This window comes from Mycolicibacterium arenosum, from assembly GCF_024320865.1.
Classification (GTDB): Bacteria; Actinomycetota; Actinomycetes; order Mycobacteriales; family Mycobacteriaceae; genus Mycobacterium; species Mycobacterium arenosum.
Window position 1 is genome coordinate 62,026 of the sequence record NZ_JANDBD010000015.1, and the last position, 19,241, is coordinate 81,266.

The following is a 19,241-nucleotide window of genomic DNA, read 5'->3' on the forward strand; positions in this document are numbered from 1 at the left end:
TCGGATAATCGAATGTATGTGCGAGGCGTTTCGGGATCCGGCGGGGATGGACGATGCCGCGCTGAACCTCGCGATCACCGGGTACGCGCGCGCCGAGGCCGCGACCGCCGGACACCGACTGGCCGCGATCGCCGAACTGGTCGACCGGCGGCTGGGTACCGAGTTGGCGCTCTCGCGGGAACGCTCGGCCTGCGACGCGTGGGATTGCTGTGCTGCCGAGATCGCCGCCGACCTGATCGTCAGCCACCGCACGGCCTCGGGGTTGATGTATCAGGCCCTGGACCTGCGCGACCGGATCCCCCTGACCGGGGACCTGCTGCGCCTCGGCGACATCACCCTGAAGGTGGCGGCCACCGCGTCGTGGCGCACCCAGCTGATCGTCGACCCCGACGCGCTGGCCCGGGTGGACGCCGACCTCGCCGCGGTGGCCACCCGGTGGGGCGGCTACTCCGAGCAGAAACTCTGCGATGCGATCGACGCCGCGATCGAACGCCACGACCCCGATGCGGTGCGCCGGTTCCGGACCGCGCAGAGATCGTTGAACATCGCGTTCGGTAAACCCGACGACGCCACCGGCACCCGATCCATCTACGGACGGGTCAGTGCCCTGGACGCCGAGCTGACCGACCGCCGCCTGGACGCCATGGCGGCATCGGTGTGTCCCGAGGATCCGCGCAGCCACGGCGAGCGTCGCGTGGCCGCCCTCGGGATCATCAACGCCGGCGGCGATCACCTGCCGTGTCTGTGCGGATCGGCGGACTGCCCGGCCACCGGGCCCGACGCCCGCGGTAAGCACTTCGAGATCCTCGTCCTCACCGACAACCCCCACCCCGCCGACGGCCCGGCACCCGAGGCACCCGACGACGGCCCAGACGACGGTGGGCCGCGCTACGACCCGGACTACGACTGGGAACACCACTGGACCGACGAAGCGCCACCCGAGGATGCCGACGGCGTCGACGACGCCGATTGCGAGACAGCTGCTTCCACCCCCGCGACCACCGCCCCGTGTGGCTACACCGCGATCGTCGCCGGCGGGAGCGTCCTGCCCGCCGCGCTGCTGGCCGACCTGTGCCGGATGGGCGCGAGCATCCGCACCATCGCCACCCCGGAGGAGGTGACCGCCGAGATCCGCTACCGGCCCTCTATCGCGACCCAACGCCTCGTACGGGCCCGCGACATGACATGCCGCTTCCTCGGCTGCGATCACCCGGCCGAATACGCCGACCTCGACCACACCGTCCCCTACGGCCGCCCCGGCGGGCTGACCCATCCGGGCAACATCGCCACGCTGTGCCGAAAACATCACCTGCTCAAGACGTTCTGGGTCGGTGAGGGCGGCTGGAGTACTCAGCAGCTCGCCGACGGCACGATCGTGTGGACGAGTCCATCGGGGCTGAAACACCGAGCGCCGCCGGGCTCGCGGATCTCCTTCCCGAACTGGGACCCCACCACACCACTACCGGACACCCCGACACCGGTGGTCACCGAACCCACCCCCGGCCGCGACCTGCGCATGCCCACCCGCCGACGCACCCGCGCCCAACAACGCGCCGCGAGCATCACCGCCGAACGACGACGCAACCACGAAGACCGCCTCGCCCAGAGCACCGCACCGTTCTGAACAGGTGACACCCGCAGCTCGCGCCGATCCTGTTCGGGCTCATGGATGTTCACGGCCCCGTGAGATACTTTCCGGGTGACCGACAGCACGCCGACGGTGATCAGGGTCGCCGCAGCGGTGATCGTGGACGACTTCGGTCGCATCCTGCTGGTACGCAAGCGCGGGACAGCCGCGTTCATGCAACCCGGCGGCAAGATCAGGCCCGGCGAAACGCCCGTCGAGGCCCTGCACCGCGAGGTCACCGAGGAGCTCGACGTCGGCATCGTCGCCGAATCGGTGCGCTTCCTGGGACGGCACGTCGCACCGGCTGCCAACGAACCGGATCACACCGTCGAGGCCGAGCTCTTCCTGGTGCGTCCCATCGGCACTCCCCAAGCCTCCGCCGAGATCGACGAACTTCTCTGGGTCGATCCGGCTGCACCCGGTGACATCGAACTCGCGCCGCTCACCCGAAACGCAGTGCTGACGCTCGTGTGTGAGTGATCGTCAGTCCAGGAAGCCGTGCAGCAGCGACGCCGACCCCCAGACGTGTGCCGCCATCGCATCCGCCGCGCCGTCGCCGTCACCGGCGAGGATTCTCATCACGATGGCCTCGTGCTGCTCGTCGGAGTGCGCGATGTTACGAGGCACCATCGGGATGTGGTCGAGCATCTCATTGAGCCGCATGCGGTTCTCGGCCACCAGCGGCACCAGCGACGGCACCCCCGCCGCCTCGGCGATCGCGAGGTGCAGCCGCGAGTCGAGCCTTCGGTAGTCCTCCGGTGCGGCGTTGCGTACGTCGAGGTGCTTGGCCCACAATGCCTCTCGTTCGGCAGCGGTCATGGTGCGACCCGCGGCGATCCGCGCGGCACCGCATTCGAGGATCTCGCGCAGCCGCAGCGTGTCGTCGATGTCGTTGCGGCTGAACCGGACTCCGTCCCCGCTCGGCTTGGGCAGCTCGTCAGCCAGGAAGGTGCCGCCGTACCGGCCGCGTCGGGACACCAGATACCCGGCTTCGGCGAGTGACTTGATCGCCTCGCGTACGGTGTCGCGGCTGACGCCCAGGCGTACGGCCAACTCGCGTTCCGGCGGCAACGACTGGCCCGGTTCGAACACACCGAGCCGGATCGTCTCGAGCAACCGCGCGACCGTGTCCTCGAACGCGTTCCCGAGCCGGACCGGGCGCAGCAGCGTCTCACTCGTCGGCTGCGGATCCGGCTCGGTCACGTCAGGCCGTCACAGCGGAGTGACGTAGTGGCCGGTGATGCCGCCGTCGACGAGGAACGTCGACCCGGTGATGAACGAGGCGTCGTCACTGGCCAGGAACGTCACCGCGGCCGCGAGCTCGTCGGGTTCGGCGAACCGTCCCATCGGCACGTGGACCAGCCGCCGCGCGGCCCGCTCCGGATCCTTGGCGAACAGCTCCTGCAGCAGTGGGGTGTTCACCGGCCCCGGGCACAACGCGTTGACCCGAATCCCCTGTCGCGCGTATTGGATTCCGAGCTCGCGGGACATCGCGAGCACGCCGCCCTTGGACGCGGTGTACGAGATCTGCGATGTCGCCGATCCGTTCACCGCCACGAACGAGGCGGTGTTGACGATCGATCCCTTCTGCGCCGGGACCATGTGACGCAGTGCCGCCTTGCAGCAGAAGAACACCGACTTCAGATTGATGTCCTGAACCCGGTCCCACGCGTCGATACCGGTCACCTCGATCAGGTCGTCCTCTGGAGGACTGATACCAGCGTTGTTGAACGCGATGTCGACCGAGCCGTGCTCCTCGGCCGCCGTGTCGAACAGCGCGTCCACCTCGACCTGATCCGACACGTCGACCTTGACGAACGTTCCGTTCAGGTCGTCGGCGACGGTCTTGCCGGTCTTCGGATCGATGTCACCGATGACGATGGTGGCGCCCTCGGCGCGCATCCGCTTGGCCGTGGCCAGCCCGATGCCGCTGGCGCCTCCGGTGATGACGGCGACCTTGCCCGCCAGCCGCTGGGTCAGATCCACTACTTTTCTCCGATCGCAAAGAAGACGTTCTTGGTTTCCGTGAAGTGCAGCGGCGCATCGGGTCCGAGCTCGCGCCCGAGCCCCGACTGCTTGAAGCCGCCGAACGGCGTGTTGTACCGCACCGACGAGTGCGAGTTGACGCTCAGGTTGCCCGACTCGACGGCGTGTGACACGCGCATCGCCCGCGACAGGTTCTCGGTCCAGATCGACCCGGACAAACCGTACGGCGTGTCGTTGGCGAGCTCGATCGCATCGGCCTCGTCCTCGAACGGCAGCACCGTCACGACGGGGCCGAAGATCTCCTCGGTCACCGATCGGTCGGTGCGCGCCGGGGTGAGCACCGTGGGCGCGAACCAGTAACCGGGTCCCGACGGTGCGGAGCCCTGAAACGCGATCGGTGCACCGTCGGGAACGTAGGACGACACCGTCTCCCAGTGCGGTTTCGACACCAGCGGGCCCATCTCGGTCTCCCGCGCCGCCGGGTCACCGACGACGACGCCCTTGACAGCCGGCTCGAACAGTTCCATGAAGCGGTCGTAGACGTTGCGCTGCACCAGGATCCGGCTTCGCGCGCAGCAGTCCTGCCCGGCGTTGTCGAAGACACCGTAGGGCGCTGTTGCGGCGGCCTTCTCGAGATCGCAGTCGTCGAACACGATGTTCGCGCTCTTGCCACCCAGCTCGAGGGTCACCCGCTTCACCTGTGCCGCAGCGCCCGCCATCACCCGCATGCCCACTTCGGTGGACCCGGTGAAGACGATCTTGCGGACGTCGGGATGGGTGATGAACCGCTCCCCCACCACCGACCCCTTGCCGGGCAGCACCTGGAACAGCCCCTCGGGCAGCCCCGCCTCCAGCGCCAGCTCGCCCAGCCGCATCGTGGTGAGCGGCGTGATCTCGGCCGGCTTGACCAGCACCGCGTTGCCCGCGGCGAGTGCCGGAACGAAGCCCCACGCGGCGATCGTCATCGGGAAGTTCCACGGGGCGATCACGGCGACGACGCCGAGCGGCTCGTTGAACGTGACGTCGATACCTCCCGCGACGGGAATCTGCTGACCCAGAAGACGTTCCGGACTTGCTGAGTAGTACGTCAGCACGTCGCGGACGTGCCCCGCCTCCCACTCGGCATTGCCGATCACGTGTCCGGAGTTCGCAACTTCCAGCGCGGCGAGCTCGCCGATGTGGCTGTCCACCGCCGCGGCGAAAGACCTGAGCGCGCCGGCCCTCTCGCTGGGTGCGGCTGCGGCCCACCGCTTCTGCGCGATGGCCGCGCGTGCGACCGCGTCATCGACGGCGTCGACCTCCAGCAGATCGACGGTGCGCAGCACCTCTTCGGTCGCCGGGTTGATCAGCGGGGTCATCGGATCCTCTCTGTTGCGTATCCAGCGGCCGCCTGCACCACCGCGGCGAAGAGCCGGAGGTCGTCCAGCCGCTCCTCCGGATGCCACTGGACGGCCAGCACGAAATCGTCGCCCGGAATCTCGACCGCCTCGATGACCCCGTCGGTGACGTCCAGTGCCGACACGATCAGGCCCTCGCCGAGGCGATCGATCGCCTGGTGGTGGTAGCACTGCGCGTCGGACGATTCACCGATGACAGTGGCGAGCCGGGTGCCCGGCACGGTGCGCACCGACGACGTCGTGAAGACCGCGTTACCCGGCTGGTGCCGGGTGTGGCCGATGACGTCGGGAAGGTGCTGATGCAGAGTGCCGCCGAACGCGACGTTGACGACCTGGGCACCTCGACAGATGCCGAGCACCGGCAGCCTGCGCGCCAAAGCCCTTCGCAGCAGGATGAATTCCCACGCGTCGCGGTCTCGTGCCGGCTGGTCGGTGGTGGGGTGCGCGGGCTGCCCGTAGGTCGCCGGGTCGACGTCGCGACCGCCGGTGATGACCAGCCCGTCGAGCCCGTCGAGCACCCGGTCGGCGACGGAGTCGTCGACCGGTTGCGGCGGCAGCAGCGTCGCGATGCCACCGGCGCGCGTGACGCCCTCGAGGTAGATGGCGGGCAGGAAGCTGGCGGTGACGTCCCAGACGCCGGTCTGGGCACGTTGCAGGTAGGTGGTCAGGCCGAGGACGGGCCTAGAGTCGTTCGAAGCCACGCACCCGCTCCCAGTCGGTGACCGCCGAGTTGAACGCGGTGAGCTCCACTTTCGCGTTGTTCAGGTAGTGGTCGACGACGTCGTCGCCGAACGCGGTGCGCGCGACGTCCGAGCCGTTGAAGAGCTCGGCGGCCTCGGCCATCGTCGTCGGAAGCCGTTGCGCGCCTCCGGTGTAGGCGTTGCCCGAACAGGCCTCCTCGAGTTCGAGGCCCTGGTCGATACCGTGCAGGCCACCCGCGATCAGAGCCGCGACCGCCAGATACTGGTTGACGTCGCCACCCGGCGCACGACACTCCATCCGCATACCGTGGCCGTGCCCGACCACGCGCAGCGCGCACGTCCGGTTGTCGATGCCCCAGGCGACGGCGGTTGGCGCGAAGCTGCCGTCCACGAACCGCTTGTAGGAGTTGATGTTCGGTGCGTAGAACAGCGTGAACTCGCGCAGTGTCGCGATCTGGCCCGCGACGAAGCTGCGGAACATCGTCGACATCCCCAGGTCGTCGGCGTCGTCGGCGAACACCGCCGTGCCGTCCGTCCCGCGGAACGAGATGTGGATGTGGCAGCTGTTGCCCTCGCGCTGATCGAATTTGGCCATGAAGGTCAGGCTCTTGCCGTGCTTGTCGGCGATCTCCTTGGCACCGTTCTTGTAGATCGTGTGGTTGTCGCACGTGGTGAGCGCCTCGTCGTAGCGGAACCCGATCTCCTGCTGGCCGAGGTTGCACTCCCCCTTGACCCCCTCGCAGTACATGCCCGCGCCCTCCATCCCCACCCGGATGTCGTGCAGCAGTGGCTCCATCCTGGTGGAGGCCAGCATCGCGTAGTCGATGTTGTAGTCGGTGGCGGGCGTGAGGTCGCGGTACCCGGCCTTCCACGCCTCCCGGTACCCGGTGTCGAACACCATGAACTCGAGTTCGGTTGCGGCGACGGCGGTCATGCCCCGTTCGGCGAGGCGGTCGAGTTGCCTGCGCAGGATGCTCCGCGGCGCCTGCACGACGGGTGTGCCGTCGGTCCACGACAGGTCGGCCATCACCTGCGCGGTGCGGGACAGCCACGGCAGCAGGCGCAGTGTCGAGAAGTCCGGCGTCATGACCATGTCGCCGTATCCGGTCTCCCAACTCGAGATCGCATACCCGTCGACGGTGTTGTTGTCGACATCGACGGCGAGCAGGTAGTTGCAGCACTCCGCGCCGTGCGCCACGACGTCGTCGAGGAACAGCCGGGCCGAGATCCGTTTGCCGGTGAGGCGCCCCTGCATGTCGGCGAAGGCCACGATCACCGTGTCCACCTCGCCAGCGGCGATGAGCTTCTCGAGGTCGGCTTTGCTCAGCGGTGGCTGATCGCTCACGTTCGCTCCTCTTCGCGGTCGATGATGACGACAATTAGACCATTGGAGACGGGTTTTCAGCAGACTCACAGGTCGCCGTTACGCGGTCTTCATTGTCAAAGGTAGGACACCAGACCTTTGGCATCCTATTGTGCCTCTAGGCCAAGCGGCTGCCGAAAAGGAGAACACAGTGCCAGAGGGTCACGAAATTCTGGACGAGGACGAAAAGCACCTCGCCTCGTTGGGTTACACCCAGGAGCTGAACCGCACGTGGTCGGGCTTCAGCAACTTCGCCATCTCGTTCTCGATCATCTCGATCCTGGCGGGCTGCTTCACGTCGTTCGGCCTCGGCTGGAACAACGGCGGACCAGCGGCCATCGCCTGGGGCTGGCCGATCGTCTCCGTCTTCATCCTGATGATCGGACTGTGCATGTCCGAACTCGTCTCGGCCTACCCCACGTCGGGTGGAATCTATTGGTGGGCAGCCAAACTCGGGGGCGCGAAGGCCGGTTTCTACACCGGATGGCTGAACCTCATCGGCCTGATCGCCATCCTGGCGTCGGTGGCGTACGGTTCAGCGACGTTCCTGGACCTGACGCTCAGCACGTTCAGCGAGACCTGGGCCGAGGGCTACAGCCTGACCCGCGTCTTCGTGATGTTCCTGGTCATCCTGGTCCTGGTGGCGACCATCAACATCTTCTCCTCGCACCTGCTCGCCGTCATCAACAACATCTCGGTGTGGTGGCACGTCGCGGGCGCGATCACCGTGGTCGGAATCCTGTGGCTGCTACCCGAGCAGCACGCCAGCTTCAGCGACGTGTTCGCGACGACGGTCAACAACACCGGCTTCTTCGGCGGCGAGACCGGCATCGCCTTCATCTTCTTCGTGCTGCCGATCTCGGCGATCCTGACCCAGTACACGATCACCGGGTACGACGCGTCGGCGCACCTCTCCGAGGAGACCAAGAGCGCGGCCGACGGTGCGGCCAAAGGCATTTGGCGGTCGATCTTCTACTCGTCGATCGGCGGCTGGATCCTGCTGCTGACGTTCCTGTTCGCCGTGCAGGACGTCGACGAGGTGACCGCGGGCGGCGGTGCGGTGGCGGTGATCTTCGGCCAGGCGCTCGACAGCCAGTGGATGGGCATCGTGCTGCTGATCTCGACGGCCGGTCAGCTCTTCTGCACCACGGCCTGCCAGACCAGCGCGTCGCGCATGCTGTTCGCGTTCAGCCGCGATCGCGCCGTGCCCGGCCACCAGCTGTGGTCGAAGGTCAACGCGAACAAGATCCCCGCCAACGCCGTCATCGTCACGGCGACGCTCGCGGCGGTCATCACGCTGCCCGCACTCGTCGAGGTCGACATCAACGGCGCACCAGTGCCCATCGCGTTCTTCGCAGTGGTGTCGATCGGCGTCGTCGGGCTGTACCTGTGCTTCGCGGTGCCGATCTACTACCGCTGGAAGGCCGGGGACGACTTCCCGGTCGGCAAGTGGAACCTGCGCGGTCACCACAAGTGGATGGCGCCGCTCGCGCTGATCGAGATCCTGCTGACGTCGTTCATCGCGCTGTGGCCGACGTCGAACCTCGGTGCGCCGTGGGATCCGGGCTTCGAGTGGAAGTACGTGAACTACACGCCGCTTCTGGTCGGCGGCGTGCTGATCCTGCTCTACATCTACTGGCACGTGTCGGTGAAGAACTGGTTCACCGGCCCGATCAAGCAGGTCGAGCTGACCGCTGACGGCAAGGAAGTCATCGTCGACAAGTAACCGCACGCGACCGACTGGCCGCCGGGATCACCAGGTGCTCGTACGCAGCACGATCTCGGCGGCCAGTTGCGCGGTGGACTCCTGGGCGTTACGGCGGCCCTGCAGTTCGACGAGCCGGTAGTCGCCGTAGACGTACCGCTGACTGGCCTTCGCGACCGCGCGGGCGGCGGGCGTGCTGACCAGCGCGGTGGTGTTCACCTCGACGGGCGGGCAGTGTTCGTCGCGGACGACGCCCGCCGGGTCGGGGACCCTCGGATGGCCGCGATCGATGACCACCAGCCCGATGAACCGGTCCAGCCTGGTGGCCGCCAGTTCCCAGGCCAGTTCACCGCCCACGCGGTCACCGACCAGCAGCGACCACTTCACATCGAGCGTGTCGAGAATTCCGACGACGGCCTTGGCGCTCAGCCGCGGATCCGGCGCGATGACGACGGTGCGCAGCGAAGCCGTGTGCAGGCGCTGGCAGACCGCGTCATAGGCCGCGGGCGCCTGCTGCGCGGCGCCGAGCAACGCGACGACCGACCCCTTGTCGGGGCCCGACACGTCGACGGTGGCCGGGAAACCGTCGATGGTCACCATGGTCGAAGGCATTCCGCCACCGTATCGGCTGAACTCGCGCTGGGCACGGGTTTCGGCTCGGCGGGCAGGAGCGAAGCGACTCGGGGCGGTTCGGGTGGTCTCACCCGGACTTCTCAGCGCGGTTCCAGGCGCTGGGCCTGCTTTTCGGCAACGTCCAGAAACGTCTGCGGCAACATCCCTTTGACGGCGATCGCAGGGTTGACCGTCGGGAACGCGATGCCGAACACCGCGGAGTCGCCGACGTTCTCGAACGAGAAGAACACGTTGCTCCGCAGTCCACTGAGATCCATCGCCTGCTCGTACACCAGGGCGTCGGGCCGCGGTCCGTCGATGCGCGTCGTCGTGACGGGAATCCCCTGTGCGGCGGCGTCGAAGTACGTCTCGTACGCCGCACACCGATCGGCGACGGCGGCGAGCGCCGCCATGTCGAGATTCCACGACAGCACCGTCATCACCATGCGGGCACCGTCGTAGGCGACGACGTACTTCTCCGCGCTTCCAGGGCCGCGCTCGGCGGACCTCTCGATGACCCGCGTGAGGCCGTCCGAGCACCCCTCCGGCCGCGACAGCATGGCGGGCGGGCCGCCCTGACCGTCGGGCCGGTCCGGTGCCTCCACGATGCGGTCGAACTGCACGCCGGGTGGGAAGTCCGCGGCGGTCAGCAGCGCCTGCTCAAGGCGGGCGCCGCGCCACACCGGAGTCCCGGCAACGACGGTGCACCCGCTGAGCAACACGACGAGTGCCAGCAGCGTCGCCTTCACAGTGCCAGCGCCGAGGTGATGACGGGCCGGTCGGGCGGGCCGTCGGCCAGCAGTGCAAGCACGGCGGCGGTGTCGAGGTGCGCCTCGAGGAGGTCGGCCATGACGTCGAGTTGCCGGTCGCGCGACGCCGTCACGTCGACGTCGTCGGCGCCGACGAATCCGGTGCGGCCGGCCGCCCGCGCAACGTCTGCCAGCCACCGGCGCCGTACGTCGTCGTTGTCGAGGAGCCCGTGCCAGTGCGTGCCGAACACGGCGTCCCGGCGGATTCCGACGCCCAGCCAGTCGTCCTCGGCGGAGCGCGTCACCCGGCCGTGGTGGATCTCGTAACCGTGCAGTGGCGACTCCCAGTGGGCGAGCGTCTTGTCGGGGTCGAACACGATGTCGGCGTCCAGAAGCCCCAGGCCCGCGGTGACCCCGGCCCGCGACTCCACCGGGTCGTCGATGGTCCGGCACAGCATCTGAAACCCACCGCACACACCGAGCACCGGGCGACCCGCTCGCGCGTGGAGGACGATTCCGTCGGCGAGTCCCCGCTCGCGCAACCACGCCAGGTCGGCGACGGTGGACTTGCTCCCCGGCAGCACGACGACGTCGACGTCGGCCAGATCGGCGGGGTCGGAGACCCACCGCACGAGCACCCCCGGCTCACACGCCAGCGCCTCGACGTCGGTGGAGTTGGAGATGCGCGGCAGACGGACGGCCGCGACGGTCAGCCAGTCGTCGCCTCGCGGCACCTGCGGTCTGCCGACGACACGGTGGGGCTGGACCGAGAGCGAATCCTCGGCGTCGAGCCAGAGTTCGTCGCTGTGGGGCACGACCCCGTACGTCGGTCTGCCGGTGAGCCCGGCCAACTGGTCGAGGCCCGGCGCCAGCAGGGCCGGGTCACCGCGGAACTTGTTCACCACGAAGCCCGCGATGAGCCGCTGATCGGCGGGCTCCAGGACGGCGACCGTGCCGAACAGGTGTGCCAGCAGCCCACCGCGATCGATGTCGCCCACGATGACGACGGGCAGCTCACCCATTCGGGCGAGCCCCATGTTCGCGAGATCGGTTGCCCGCAGGTTGATCTCGGCGGGCGAGCCGGCGCCCTCGCAGATCACCGCGTCGAATTCGCTTCGCAGCGAGGCGAGTTCGGTGGCCACCACCTCGGCGAGTTCGGCTCGATGGGTGAAGTAGTCGCCCGCCCCGACCGAGCCCGCCACCCGGCCCCGGACGACGAGCTGAGACGTCCGGTCACCGGACGGCTTGAGCAGAATCGGGTTGAATCGCACGCTGGGTGCCAGTCCGGCGGCGCGCGCCTGCATCGCCTGCGCGCGGCCGATCTCGCCGCCCTCGACGGTCACAGCCGAGTTGTTCGACATGTTCTGCGCTTTGAAGGGCGCCACGCGAACGCCCTTGCGCGCCAGCAGCCGACACAGCCCGGCGACCACCATCGACTTGCCCGCGTCGGACGTCGTGCCCGCGATCAGCAGAGCGCCGCCCGTCATGTCACGCGGGCAGCGTCAGGATGTCCGCGCCGTCGTCGGTCACCACGAGGGTGTGCTCGAACTGCGCGGTCCACTTCTTGTCGACCGTCGCGACCGTCCAGCCGTCGTCCCAGATCTCGTAGTCCAGAGAGCCGATGTTGATCATCGGCTCGATGGTGAACGTCATTCCGGGTTCCAGGACGGTCTCGACGGCCGGCTGGTCGTAGTGCAGCACCACCAGCCCGTTGTGGAAGGTGGTGCCGATGCCGTGCCCGGTGAAGTCGCGAACGACGTTGTAGCCGAAGCGGTTCGCGTAGGACTCGATGACCCGACCCACCACCGAGAGGGCGCGGCCCGGCTTGACGGCCTTGATGGCGCGCATGGTCGCCTCGTGGGTGCGCTCGACCAGCAGACGGTGTTCCTCGGCGACGTCGCCCGCCAGGAACGTCGCGTTGGTGTCGCCGTGCACCCCGTCGATATAGGCGGTGACGTCGATGTTGACGATGTCGCCGTCCTCGATGACCGTCGAGTCGGGGATGCCGTGGCAGATGATCTCATTCAGCGAGGTGCAGCAGGACTTCGGGAAGCCCTTGTAGCCCAGCGTCGACGGGTAGGCACCGTGATCGAGCATGTACTCGTGCGCGATGCGGTCGAGCTCGTCTGTGGTGACGCCGGGAGCGACGGCCTTACCCGCCTCGGCGAGCGCGTTGCCCGCGATGCGGCCCGCGACGCGCATCTTCTCGATCACCTCGGGTGTCTGCACCCACGGCTCGTCGCCCTCCTGCACCGTCGACTTCCACGCGTACTCCGGCCGCTCGATCGATCCGGGTACCGGCAGGGTCCCGGATACCGTGCCGGGGCGAAGAGCTGTGCGAACACTCATGGGGGCCAGCCTAATCGTCAGTCGACGGAGAGCGCTTCCATGGCGCCCTGAATCCGGTCCGGCAGCGAGCCACCGTGCTGTAGCCAGTCGTCGAGGGCGATCCGCACCGACGCCATCGCCATCGCGCCGATGAGCCGGGGCCTCGGGTCGTCGGGCTCGAGCCCGCCCAGCCGCGCGGAGACCAGCTCGGCGATCGCCGTCTCGTAACCGACGTAGATCTGCAGTGTCCAGGCGGACAGCGCCGGCGAGGACCGGGTCATGACGGCCAGGTCCCGGACTTGGGCGCTGATGGCGTCGAAGCCGTCACCGAGGCTTCGGAACGCCGCTACGACGGCGTCGCGGGCGGACAGCTCGGTCGGCTGCGCCTCGAGCCGGGCGGTGATGACGTCGAGCCACCGCCGCGTCATCCCGTCGGCGACGGCATCCTCTTTCGAGGCGAAGTAGCGGAAGAAGGTGGCCCGCCCGACGTGCGCCTCGGCGGCGATCCGCTCGATGGTGGTCGCCGTCAACCCGTCTTCGGCGACCAGAGTCGCCGCGGCCGCGGCGATGCGGTCACGGGTCAGCTGACGCTTGCGGATGCTGAGAGGTTCGGCCATTCCGCTTTGAGACTACGTCTCGTTTGAGACTCTGTCTCATGTGACTGAGGAACGTGCCCCGAGAACACGGGAGGCCTGGCAGTTCGTCCAGCACATGCTCGGCGACGTCAGCGCGATCGTGCTGGCCGACGCCCGCGACGAGAACGAGGTGCTCGACGGACTTCGCGTGGTGTCACGCGTGACCGCGCTGTGCTCCGAGTTGTCGGTCGAGGCCGATCCCGACCTGCCGTGGTTCTTCGACATGTGCTCCCCCACCCGCATGGTCGGCGGGCCGAACCCGGACGGCCGCTACCTGCTGGCGATGATCCGCGGCGACCGCCGCTACCGCATCACCGGCACCCGCGGCACGTCGGCCTACCTGGGTCTGCAGGTGCTCGCGGGCACGGGGATGACGCCGCGCCGGATGGCCGCCTACCTCAGCGACACCGATCTGCGGCTGCAGGACGGCGCCTTCACCGTCGTGGTGTCCGCCGACGAACCCGCCGAGCTCGATGGCGCGCAGTGGCTGCAGATCCCCGGCGACGGCACGTCGATCGTCGTGCGCGAGTACATCGGCGACGCGGCGACCGAGCTCGGCGCGACACTCGAGATCGAGACGCTCGATGCGCCCGGCCCGCGGCTCTTGACGGATTCCGAAGTGGCCGAACAGTTCACCGCGATGGCGTGGACGCTGATGAAGCTGACCACCCTGCACCGCACCATCAAACCCGAACTGCTGGAGCAGCCCAACGTGCTGCTCACCGCGGAGGCCGCCGACCTCGGATCCGCCGACACCACTCCGGACAACCTGTACATGATCGGCACGTTCGGGCTGTCCGACGACGAGACCCTCCTTCTCGAGATCACCCCGCCCGACACCCGGTACTGGAACGTCACGCTGGAGAACATCTGGCACGAGTGCATCGAGCCGCGCCGACGGCACAGCTCGGTGACGAATAAGGGGGTCGCTCCGGACGACGACGGCATCGTCCGAATCGGCATCGGGGCCGAGGACTTCGGCCACGGCCACTGGCTGGACACGGGTGGCCGGCGCCGAGGCTTCGTGGTGCTGCGCTGGCTCGACAATCCAGCGGCACCCCACGTCGTCACATCCGTACGGAAGGGATCGGCACGGTGAAGGAGCGCTTCGACGTCGACACGCTCGTCGGGCGGGCTTGCGAACTCGCGGGCAGTGACGACTTCGGCGCACCCGACGGTTGGCGCGACGGCCTGGAGGTGCTGACCGACGGTCTGGTCAACGAGGCGCACCTGTCGGACCTCGGTGTGGAGATCGCGGTCATGGACATCGTCAACCCGCTGGTCAATCGGTTGCGGATCACGCAGTGGCGCAAGGAGAATCCCGCCATCGCGGCCGCCCCCATCGAGCGCCCGATCTTCATCGTCGGGCAGCCCAGAACGGGTACGACGATCCTGTTCGACCTGCTGGCGCAGGATCCCGACCTGCGGCCTCCTCTGACGTGGGAGGTCGACGCGCCGTGGCCGGTGCCGCAGCCCGAGACGTACGCCACCGATCCCCGCATCGCCGAGATCCAGGCTCAACTCGAGATGTCGGAACTGATCGTGCCGGGAATCATGGCGCATCACCCGATGGGCGCGCTGCTCCCGCAGGAGTGCGTACGCATCTGGGCCGCGCAGTTCTGCAGCATGATCTTCCCGGTGCAGTACCGGCTGCCGTCGTACTCGCGATGGATGCTGTACGACGCCGATCACCGCCCCAACTATCGCTATCATCGAATCTTCCTGCAGCACCTGCAATCCGGGGTCTCGGGGCAGTGGTTGCTGAAGTCACCCGCACACCTCTGGCAGCTCGACACCCTGGTCGCCGAATATCCCGACGCGGTCATCGTGCAGACCCACCGGGACCCGTTGAACGTCATCTCGTCGATCGCGTCGCTCACCCACCACGTGCGCAGGATGGCGTCGGAGCACGGCGACGTCGCCGAATGCGCGGAGGGCTGCCGCGAGGAGAACGTCGTCGGACTCGAGCGGTCGATGAGGGTTCGCGACTCCGGGGTGCTGAAACCGGGTCAGCTCATCGACGTCCTGTTCGCCGACTTCATCAGGGATCCCTTCGCGACCATCCGACGGCTCTACGACGCCCTCGGCCGCGAGCTCACCCCCGTGGCCGAGCAGCGGATGCGCGACTTCCTCGCCGCCCACCCCGGCGACGGCGGCGGCGCCCGGTACACGTGGGCCGACACCGGTCTCGACGCCGACGAGGTACGCGAGCAGGTGGCGGTCTACCAGGAGCGGTTCGGCGTGCCGACGGAGACGCTGAAGTAGTCGGGAGCACTCAACCAGCGGTAATGGTGTTACCGTCAGCCGGTGAGCGAAGAGGAACACCTGCTGCACCGGTTGGGGATGCGCGACGTCGAGGACACCCCGGAGCGCCTGGTGATCGAGATGGCCAACCGGCCGGACCTGGTCAACATCCGCGGCGCGATCCAGGGCGGCCTGGTCGCCACCCTCATCGACATCGCGGCGGGCAGGCTCGCCGGCACCGCCGCGGGCGTCGGTCACAACGTGACGACGGCCGACATGAACGTGCACTTCCTCGCGCCGATCATCGAGGGCCCAGCACGCGCGGAGGCGACGATCGTGCGGGCGGGCCGGCGCCTGATCGTCACGGAGGTCGACGTGTTCGACCGGGGCCGGGATCGTTTGGCCGCCAAGGCAACCCTGACGTTCGCCGTCCTGGAACCGCGGTGAGGAGCTAGCTGCGGTCGCGGCGCAGCAGGCCACGCCGCGGGCCGCGGATGTCGATCGAGCCGCACACGCTGCGCCCGGTGAGCACCACGTGCGGCGTGCCCTCGGCGGGCGCGTCCTTGCGGTGATCGCGCGCACTGCCGACGATGACCTCGACGTCGTCGATCGAGGCGCTCGCCCCGTCGGGCAACCGGATCTCCACCGAACCGAACTTCACGTCGAGTTCGATGACCACGATGGGGCCGGCGAAGCGCGCCTTCGTCAGGTCGAGGTCGATCGAGCCCATCCGCCGGTGCAGGGCCAGCCGGGTCGGGACGGTCCACTCCCCCTGCCGCTTCAGCGAGCCCATGACCCCGCGGAGTTCGACGCGATCGGTCGCGGTGGTCACGATGGCGCCGGGGCCCGGCAGGTCACCGACGAGGGCGTCCAGGTCGGAGTGCAGCCGTGCCGTCGCCACCAGCGTCGAGCGCTCCTCGAACTCGTCGATGTCGATGAGGCCGAGCGCGACCGCGTTGTGCAGCCGGCGCAGCGTGCCGTTGCGGTCGGCGTCGGAGATGCGCAGGATGGCCGCCACGTCGGTGACGCCGTCGCGGGGACCGTCGTTGATGCTCGTCATAGCTGCTCCTTCACGGAACAGGCTACTCACGCGAGGTAGTCGGGGGGCAGGCCGTTCAGCATGTCCTTGCACATCCGCACGGCGTACTCGGAACTGCCGCCGCCGACGATCAGCGCGGCGAAGGCCAGGTCACCGCGGTAGCCGGCGAACCAGGCGTGCGATCCGCCGTTGTATTCGGCCTCGCCCGTCTTGCCGCGGACGTCGCCGCTGCCGTTGAGTTCCTTCGCTGTGCCGTTGGTCACGACCAGCTGCATCATGGGGCGCAGCGCGTCGACCATCTTCGGCGAGATCGGCAGCGCGTCGCCGTTCAGCTTCGTGGGCTTGCCCTCGATCAACTGCGGCACCGGGGTCCTGCCTGCGGCCACCGTCGCCGCGACCATGGCCATGCCGAACGGACTCGCCAGCACCTTGCCCTGGCCGAATCCGTCCTCCGTGCGCTCGGCGAGGTCGACGGTGGGGGGCACCGAACCCGTCAGCGTGGTGATGCCGTCGACCTCGTAGTCGACCCCGAGTCCGTACTGCGCTGCGGCCGTGGTCAGTCCGCGCGGCGGCATCTTGCTGGCGAGTTCGGCGAACGTGGTGTTGCACGAACTCGCGAACGCCCGCGACATCGGCACGGTGCCGAGGTCGAAGCCGCCGTAGTTGGGCACCGTGCGGTGGCCGATGTCGGCGGTGCCGGGGCAGCCGAGCAGCGTGTTGGGTGTGGCCATGTCGCGGTCGACCGCGGCACCGGCGGTGACGATCTTGAACGTCGAGCCGGGTGGGTACAGGCCCGTCGTGGCGACGGGGCCGTCGGCGTCGGCGGCCGGATTCTGTGCGACGGCGAGGATCTCACCGGTGGACGGCTTGATCGCCACGATCATCGCCTTCTTGCCGACCATGTTCACCGCGTCCTGCGCGGCGTTCTGGACCGCCCTGTCGAGGCTGATCGTGATCGACGGGGCGGGCGCGCCGGGCACCTCGTTGAGGACGTCGACGTCGCCGCCGTTCTGATTGACGGTGACCACCCGCCAGCCGGCTTGACCGTCGAGTTCGTCCGCCACGGACTTCTTGACCTCGTTGACGATCGCGGGTGCGAACCGGTCGTCGGTGGCGAGCATGTCCTCCTGCGGCGTGATCACGACCCCCGGTCGTTGCGCCAGTGCGGCTTTCACCGTGTCGTGGTCGGCCTGGCGCAGCGTGATGAGGGTCAAGGGGGTGGCCGAGGAGCTGGCCTGTTCGGCGAGTCGCTGCGCGTCGAGCGTGTTGTCGAACGGCCGCAGCGCGTCGACGATCGCCTGCGCCGTCGGCATCAACTCACCCGCGGCCGCCTTGGCGTCCAGCGCGTAGCCGTAGCGGTAGCCCGGCACCAGCACGTCCGTGCCGCCGCGCTCGTTGACCGACGCGCGTCGCGGCGGATCGGCGCGTAACGCGAACGTCTGGTTCTCCCCCAGGTTGGGATGCAGATCCGTTGTGCTCCAACGGACTTCCCAGCTGCCCTCCTCGCGCAGCATGTTCAGCTGCCCGTCGTAGGTCCAGATGCGGTTCTTAGGCAGGTGCCACGTGTAGCGGTAGGTGACCGTCCCGGTGTCCTCGGCGTACTTGGAACTCAGGACCTGCGCGTCGAGGGATTCCGCCTGCAGGCCGGCCCACGCCTCGTTGAGCGCCGCCCGTGCATCGGCGGGCTTGTCGCTGAGTTCGGCGGCCGCTGCCGTGTCGCCCTTCGCGAGCGCGGCGAAGAACTGCTCGGCGGTGGGCTCCGGGCCGAGCGGCTTCGGAGTGCAGGCGCTCAGGAGTCCGGCCGACCCGATGACCGTGGCGATGGTCAGCATGCCTGTGACGCGTGTGACGAATGGTGCGTTAGTTGCCATTGGGGCTGATGTTAAGAGTGCGAACGCCCAACGTCCCGTAGGCGCACCGACATCAGTTCGTGATCGAGCCGAAATTTCTCGTCAGTCGAGCAGGACCGTCGCGAAGGTGCCGACTTCTTCGAACCCGATCCGCGCGTAGGTGGCTCGGGCGACGGTGTTGTAGCTGTTGACGTACAGGCTCGCGGTGCGCCCGCCACGCACGATCGCCGCCGACAGCGTCGCCGTGCCCGCGGCCCCGAGACCGCGGCCGCGCCAGTCGGGATGGACCCACACGCCCTGGATCTGACCGACCGCGGGTGATTGCGAACCGACCTCGGCCTTGAACACCACCTGGCCGCGGTCGAAGCGCGCCCACGCGCGGCCGGCGGCGATCAGGCCGGCGACGCGCCTGCGGTAGCCGCGGCCACCGTCGCCCAGCCTCGGATCGATGCCGACCTCGCCGATGAACATGTCGATGGCGGCGACGAGGTACGCGTCGAGTTCCTCCATGCGCACCGGTCGCACCAGGGGGTCGCTCGCGCAGCGGGGCGCGGCGTTCAACGCCATCAGCGGCTGCACCTCGCGCACGTCGCGAGCGGGACCCCACGCACCCTCCAGCCGCCGCCACATGGGCAGCACCAGCTCGGCCCGTCCGACGAGGGACGAGCACCGGCGTGCGCCGCTCATCGCCTTGTCCGCGAACGCGTTCAGGTCGTTGAGCTCACCGCGCAGTGGGATCAGATTGGCACCCGCGTAACACAGCGACCGGCTCGGGCGGGTGCGCGTCCAGAGTTCACCGCCGATCGCCGTGGGGTCGACACCGTGATCGGCCACCCGCGAGGCGACCATGCACGACCCGACGGGATCGTCGTCGAGCACGCGGCGCACCATGGCGGCGTCTCGCACCACGGTGACGCGTCGTTCATCCGCGAGACGAAACAACGGAGGAGCCGACATCCGGACCCCCCTCTCACAATCGGGTGCGCTAACGACCACAGGAGCGGT

General features: G+C 68.5%; 19 protein-coding genes. 6 read left to right on the plus strand and 13 right to left on the minus strand.

Annotated features, from left to right (window positions below):
• The first annotated feature begins 16 nt into the window (after positions 1–16).
• Together NM203_RS28965 and NM203_RS28970 are read left to right on the plus strand one after the other, a co-directional pair.
• Positions 17–1,624, plus strand: a complete 1,608-nt coding sequence (locus NM203_RS28965) for an HNH endonuclease signature motif containing protein (protein ID WP_255064147.1) — start codon at positions 17–19, stop codon at positions 1,622–1,624.
• Between the two features lie 75 nt (positions 1,625–1,699).
• Positions 1,700–2,107, plus strand: a complete 408-nt coding sequence (locus NM203_RS28970; protein ID WP_255064149.1) for an NUDIX hydrolase — start codon at positions 1,700–1,702, stop codon at positions 2,105–2,107.
• A 3-nt stretch (positions 2,108–2,110) separates the two neighbouring features.
• On the opposite strand, the gene NM203_RS28975 is transcribed toward NM203_RS28970, so the two are convergent.
• The 5 genes from NM203_RS28975 to NM203_RS28995 are packed head-to-tail and all read right to left on the minus strand — an operon-like array spanning position 2,111 to position 7,056.
• Positions 2,111–2,830: a FadR/GntR family transcriptional regulator gene (locus NM203_RS28975; protein ID WP_255064150.1), complete on the minus strand. Its 720-nt coding sequence runs from the start codon at positions 2,828–2,830 to the stop codon at positions 2,111–2,113.
• A 9-nt stretch (positions 2,831–2,839) separates the two neighbouring features.
• Positions 2,840–3,613: a 3-oxoacyl-ACP reductase gene (locus NM203_RS28980; protein ID WP_255064151.1), complete on the minus strand. Its 774-nt coding sequence runs from the start codon at positions 3,611–3,613 to the stop codon at positions 2,840–2,842.
• Entirely contained in the window at positions 3,613–4,971 is a 1,359-nt protein-coding gene (locus NM203_RS28985; protein ID WP_255064152.1) for an aldehyde dehydrogenase family protein, read from the minus strand. The genes NM203_RS28980 and NM203_RS28985 overlap by 1 nt, the downstream gene beginning before the upstream one ends.
• Positions 4,968–5,711: a gamma-glutamyl-gamma-aminobutyrate hydrolase family protein gene (locus NM203_RS28990; RefSeq protein WP_255064153.1), complete on the minus strand. Its 744-nt coding sequence runs from the start codon at positions 5,709–5,711 to the stop codon at positions 4,968–4,970. The genes NM203_RS28985 and NM203_RS28990 overlap by 4 nt, the downstream gene beginning before the upstream one ends.
• Positions 5,692–7,056 (minus strand): glutamine synthetase family protein, encoded by a 1,365-nt coding sequence (locus tag NM203_RS28995; protein WP_255064155.1) that lies wholly within the window; start codon positions 7,054–7,056, stop codon positions 5,692–5,694. The genes NM203_RS28990 and NM203_RS28995 overlap by 20 nt, the downstream gene beginning before the upstream one ends.
• Before the next feature lie 169 nt (positions 7,057–7,225).
• On the opposite strand from NM203_RS28995, the gene NM203_RS29000 reads away from it, so the two are divergent.
• Complete coding sequence (locus NM203_RS29000; protein ID WP_255064163.1) at positions 7,226–8,800, plus strand: amino acid permease; 1,575 nt, start codon at positions 7,226–7,228, stop codon at positions 8,798–8,800.
• Positions 8,801–8,827: 27 nt separating this feature from the next.
• On the opposite strand, the gene NM203_RS29005 is transcribed toward NM203_RS29000, so the two are convergent.
• The 5 genes from NM203_RS29005 to NM203_RS29025 form a co-directional block, all read right to left on the minus strand.
• Entirely contained in the window at positions 8,828–9,391 is a 564-nt protein-coding gene (locus NM203_RS29005) for an alpha/beta fold hydrolase (protein WP_255064164.1), read from the minus strand.
• Positions 9,392–9,492: 101 nt separating this feature from the next.
• Complete coding sequence (locus tag NM203_RS29010) at positions 9,493–10,140, minus strand: hypothetical protein (RefSeq protein WP_255064165.1); 648 nt, start codon at positions 10,138–10,140, stop codon at positions 9,493–9,495.
• Positions 10,137–11,627 carry a cobyric acid synthase gene (locus NM203_RS29015; RefSeq protein ID WP_255064167.1) on the minus strand — a complete coding sequence of 497 codons (1,491 nt, stop codon included), beginning with the start codon at positions 11,625–11,627 and terminating at the stop codon, positions 10,137–10,139. Before NM203_RS29015 ends, NM203_RS29010 begins: the two co-directional genes overlap by 4 nt.
• A gap of 1 nt (position 11,628) precedes the next feature.
• Positions 11,629–12,489 (minus strand): type I methionyl aminopeptidase, encoded by an 861-nt coding sequence (map, locus tag NM203_RS29020; RefSeq protein ID WP_255064168.1) that lies wholly within the window; start codon positions 12,487–12,489, stop codon positions 11,629–11,631.
• A 17-nt stretch (positions 12,490–12,506) separates the two neighbouring features.
• Entirely contained in the window at positions 12,507–13,085 is a 579-nt protein-coding gene (locus tag NM203_RS29025; protein ID WP_255064169.1) for a TetR family transcriptional regulator, read from the minus strand.
• 94 nt (positions 13,086–13,179) lie between these two features.
• Between NM203_RS29025 and NM203_RS29030 the strand changes: the two genes are divergently transcribed.
• The 3 genes from NM203_RS29030 to NM203_RS29040 are packed head-to-tail and all read left to right on the plus strand — an operon-like array spanning position 13,180 to position 15,794.
• On the plus strand, positions 13,180–14,202 hold the full coding sequence (locus NM203_RS29030) for a DUF1214 domain-containing protein (protein WP_255064313.1): 1,023 nt from the start codon (positions 13,180–13,182) through the stop codon (positions 14,200–14,202).
• Positions 14,190–15,368, plus strand: a complete 1,179-nt coding sequence (locus NM203_RS29035; RefSeq protein WP_255064314.1) for a sulfotransferase family protein — start codon at positions 14,190–14,192, stop codon at positions 15,366–15,368. The genes NM203_RS29030 and NM203_RS29035 overlap by 13 nt, the downstream gene beginning before the upstream one ends.
• A gap of 42 nt (positions 15,369–15,410) precedes the next feature.
• Positions 15,411–15,794 carry a PaaI family thioesterase gene (locus NM203_RS29040; RefSeq protein ID WP_255064170.1) on the plus strand — a complete coding sequence of 128 codons (384 nt, stop codon included), beginning with the start codon at positions 15,411–15,413 and terminating at the stop codon, positions 15,792–15,794.
• Between the two features lie 4 nt (positions 15,795–15,798).
• Here NM203_RS29040 and NM203_RS29045 read toward each other — a convergent pair whose 3' ends face one another.
• The 3 genes from NM203_RS29045 to NM203_RS29055 form a co-directional block, all read right to left on the minus strand.
• Positions 15,799–16,407: a DUF1707 SHOCT-like domain-containing protein gene (locus NM203_RS29045; RefSeq protein ID WP_255064171.1), complete on the minus strand. Its 609-nt coding sequence runs from the start codon at positions 16,405–16,407 to the stop codon at positions 15,799–15,801.
• Positions 16,408–16,433: 26 nt separating this feature from the next.
• Positions 16,434–18,257, minus strand: a complete 1,824-nt coding sequence (locus NM203_RS29050; RefSeq protein ID WP_255064172.1) for a penicillin-binding transpeptidase domain-containing protein — start codon at positions 18,255–18,257, stop codon at positions 16,434–16,436.
• An 81-nt stretch (positions 18,258–18,338) separates the two neighbouring features.
• Complete coding sequence (locus tag NM203_RS29055; RefSeq protein WP_255064174.1) at positions 18,339–19,193, minus strand: GNAT family N-acetyltransferase; 855 nt, start codon at positions 19,191–19,193, stop codon at positions 18,339–18,341.
• Positions 19,194–19,241 lie beyond the last annotated feature (48 nt).

What these genes read in the sequence shown, in the direction of transcription:
- NM203_RS29025 (WP_255064169.1), bottom strand. Translation starts at nt 13,085, where the DNA reads ATGGCCGAACCTCTCAGCATCCGCAAGCGTCAGCTGACCCGTGACCGC.
- NM203_RS29055 (WP_255064174.1), bottom strand. Translation starts at nt 19,193, where the DNA reads ATGTCGGCTCCTCCGTTGTTTCGTCTCGCGGATGAACGACGCGTCACC.
- NM203_RS29015 (WP_255064167.1), bottom strand. Translation starts at nt 11,627, where the DNA reads ATGACGGGCGGCGCTCTGCTGATCGCGGGCACGACGTCCGACGCGGGC.
- map (WP_255064168.1), bottom strand. Translation starts at nt 12,489, where the DNA reads ATGAGTGTTCGCACAGCTCTTCGCCCCGGCACGGTATCCGGGACCCTG.
- NM203_RS29045 (WP_255064171.1), bottom strand. Translation starts at nt 16,407, where the DNA reads ATGACGAGCATCAACGACGGTCCCCGCGACGGCGTCACCGACGTGGCG.
- NM203_RS29050 (WP_255064172.1), bottom strand. Translation starts at nt 18,257, where the DNA reads ATGGCAACTAACGCACCATTCGTCACACGCGTCACAGGCATGCTGACC.
- NM203_RS29030 (WP_255064313.1), top strand. Translation starts at nt 13,180, where the DNA reads ATGCTCGGCGACGTCAGCGCGATCGTGCTGGCCGACGCCCGCGACGAG.
- NM203_RS28965 (WP_255064147.1), top strand. Translation starts at nt 17, where the DNA reads ATGTGCGAGGCGTTTCGGGATCCGGCGGGGATGGACGATGCCGCGCTG.
- NM203_RS29005 (WP_255064164.1), bottom strand. Translation starts at nt 9,391, where the DNA reads ATGCCTTCGACCATGGTGACCATCGACGGTTTCCCGGCCACCGTCGAC.
- NM203_RS28985 (WP_255064152.1), bottom strand. Translation starts at nt 4,971, where the DNA reads ATGACCCCGCTGATCAACCCGGCGACCGAAGAGGTGCTGCGCACCGTC.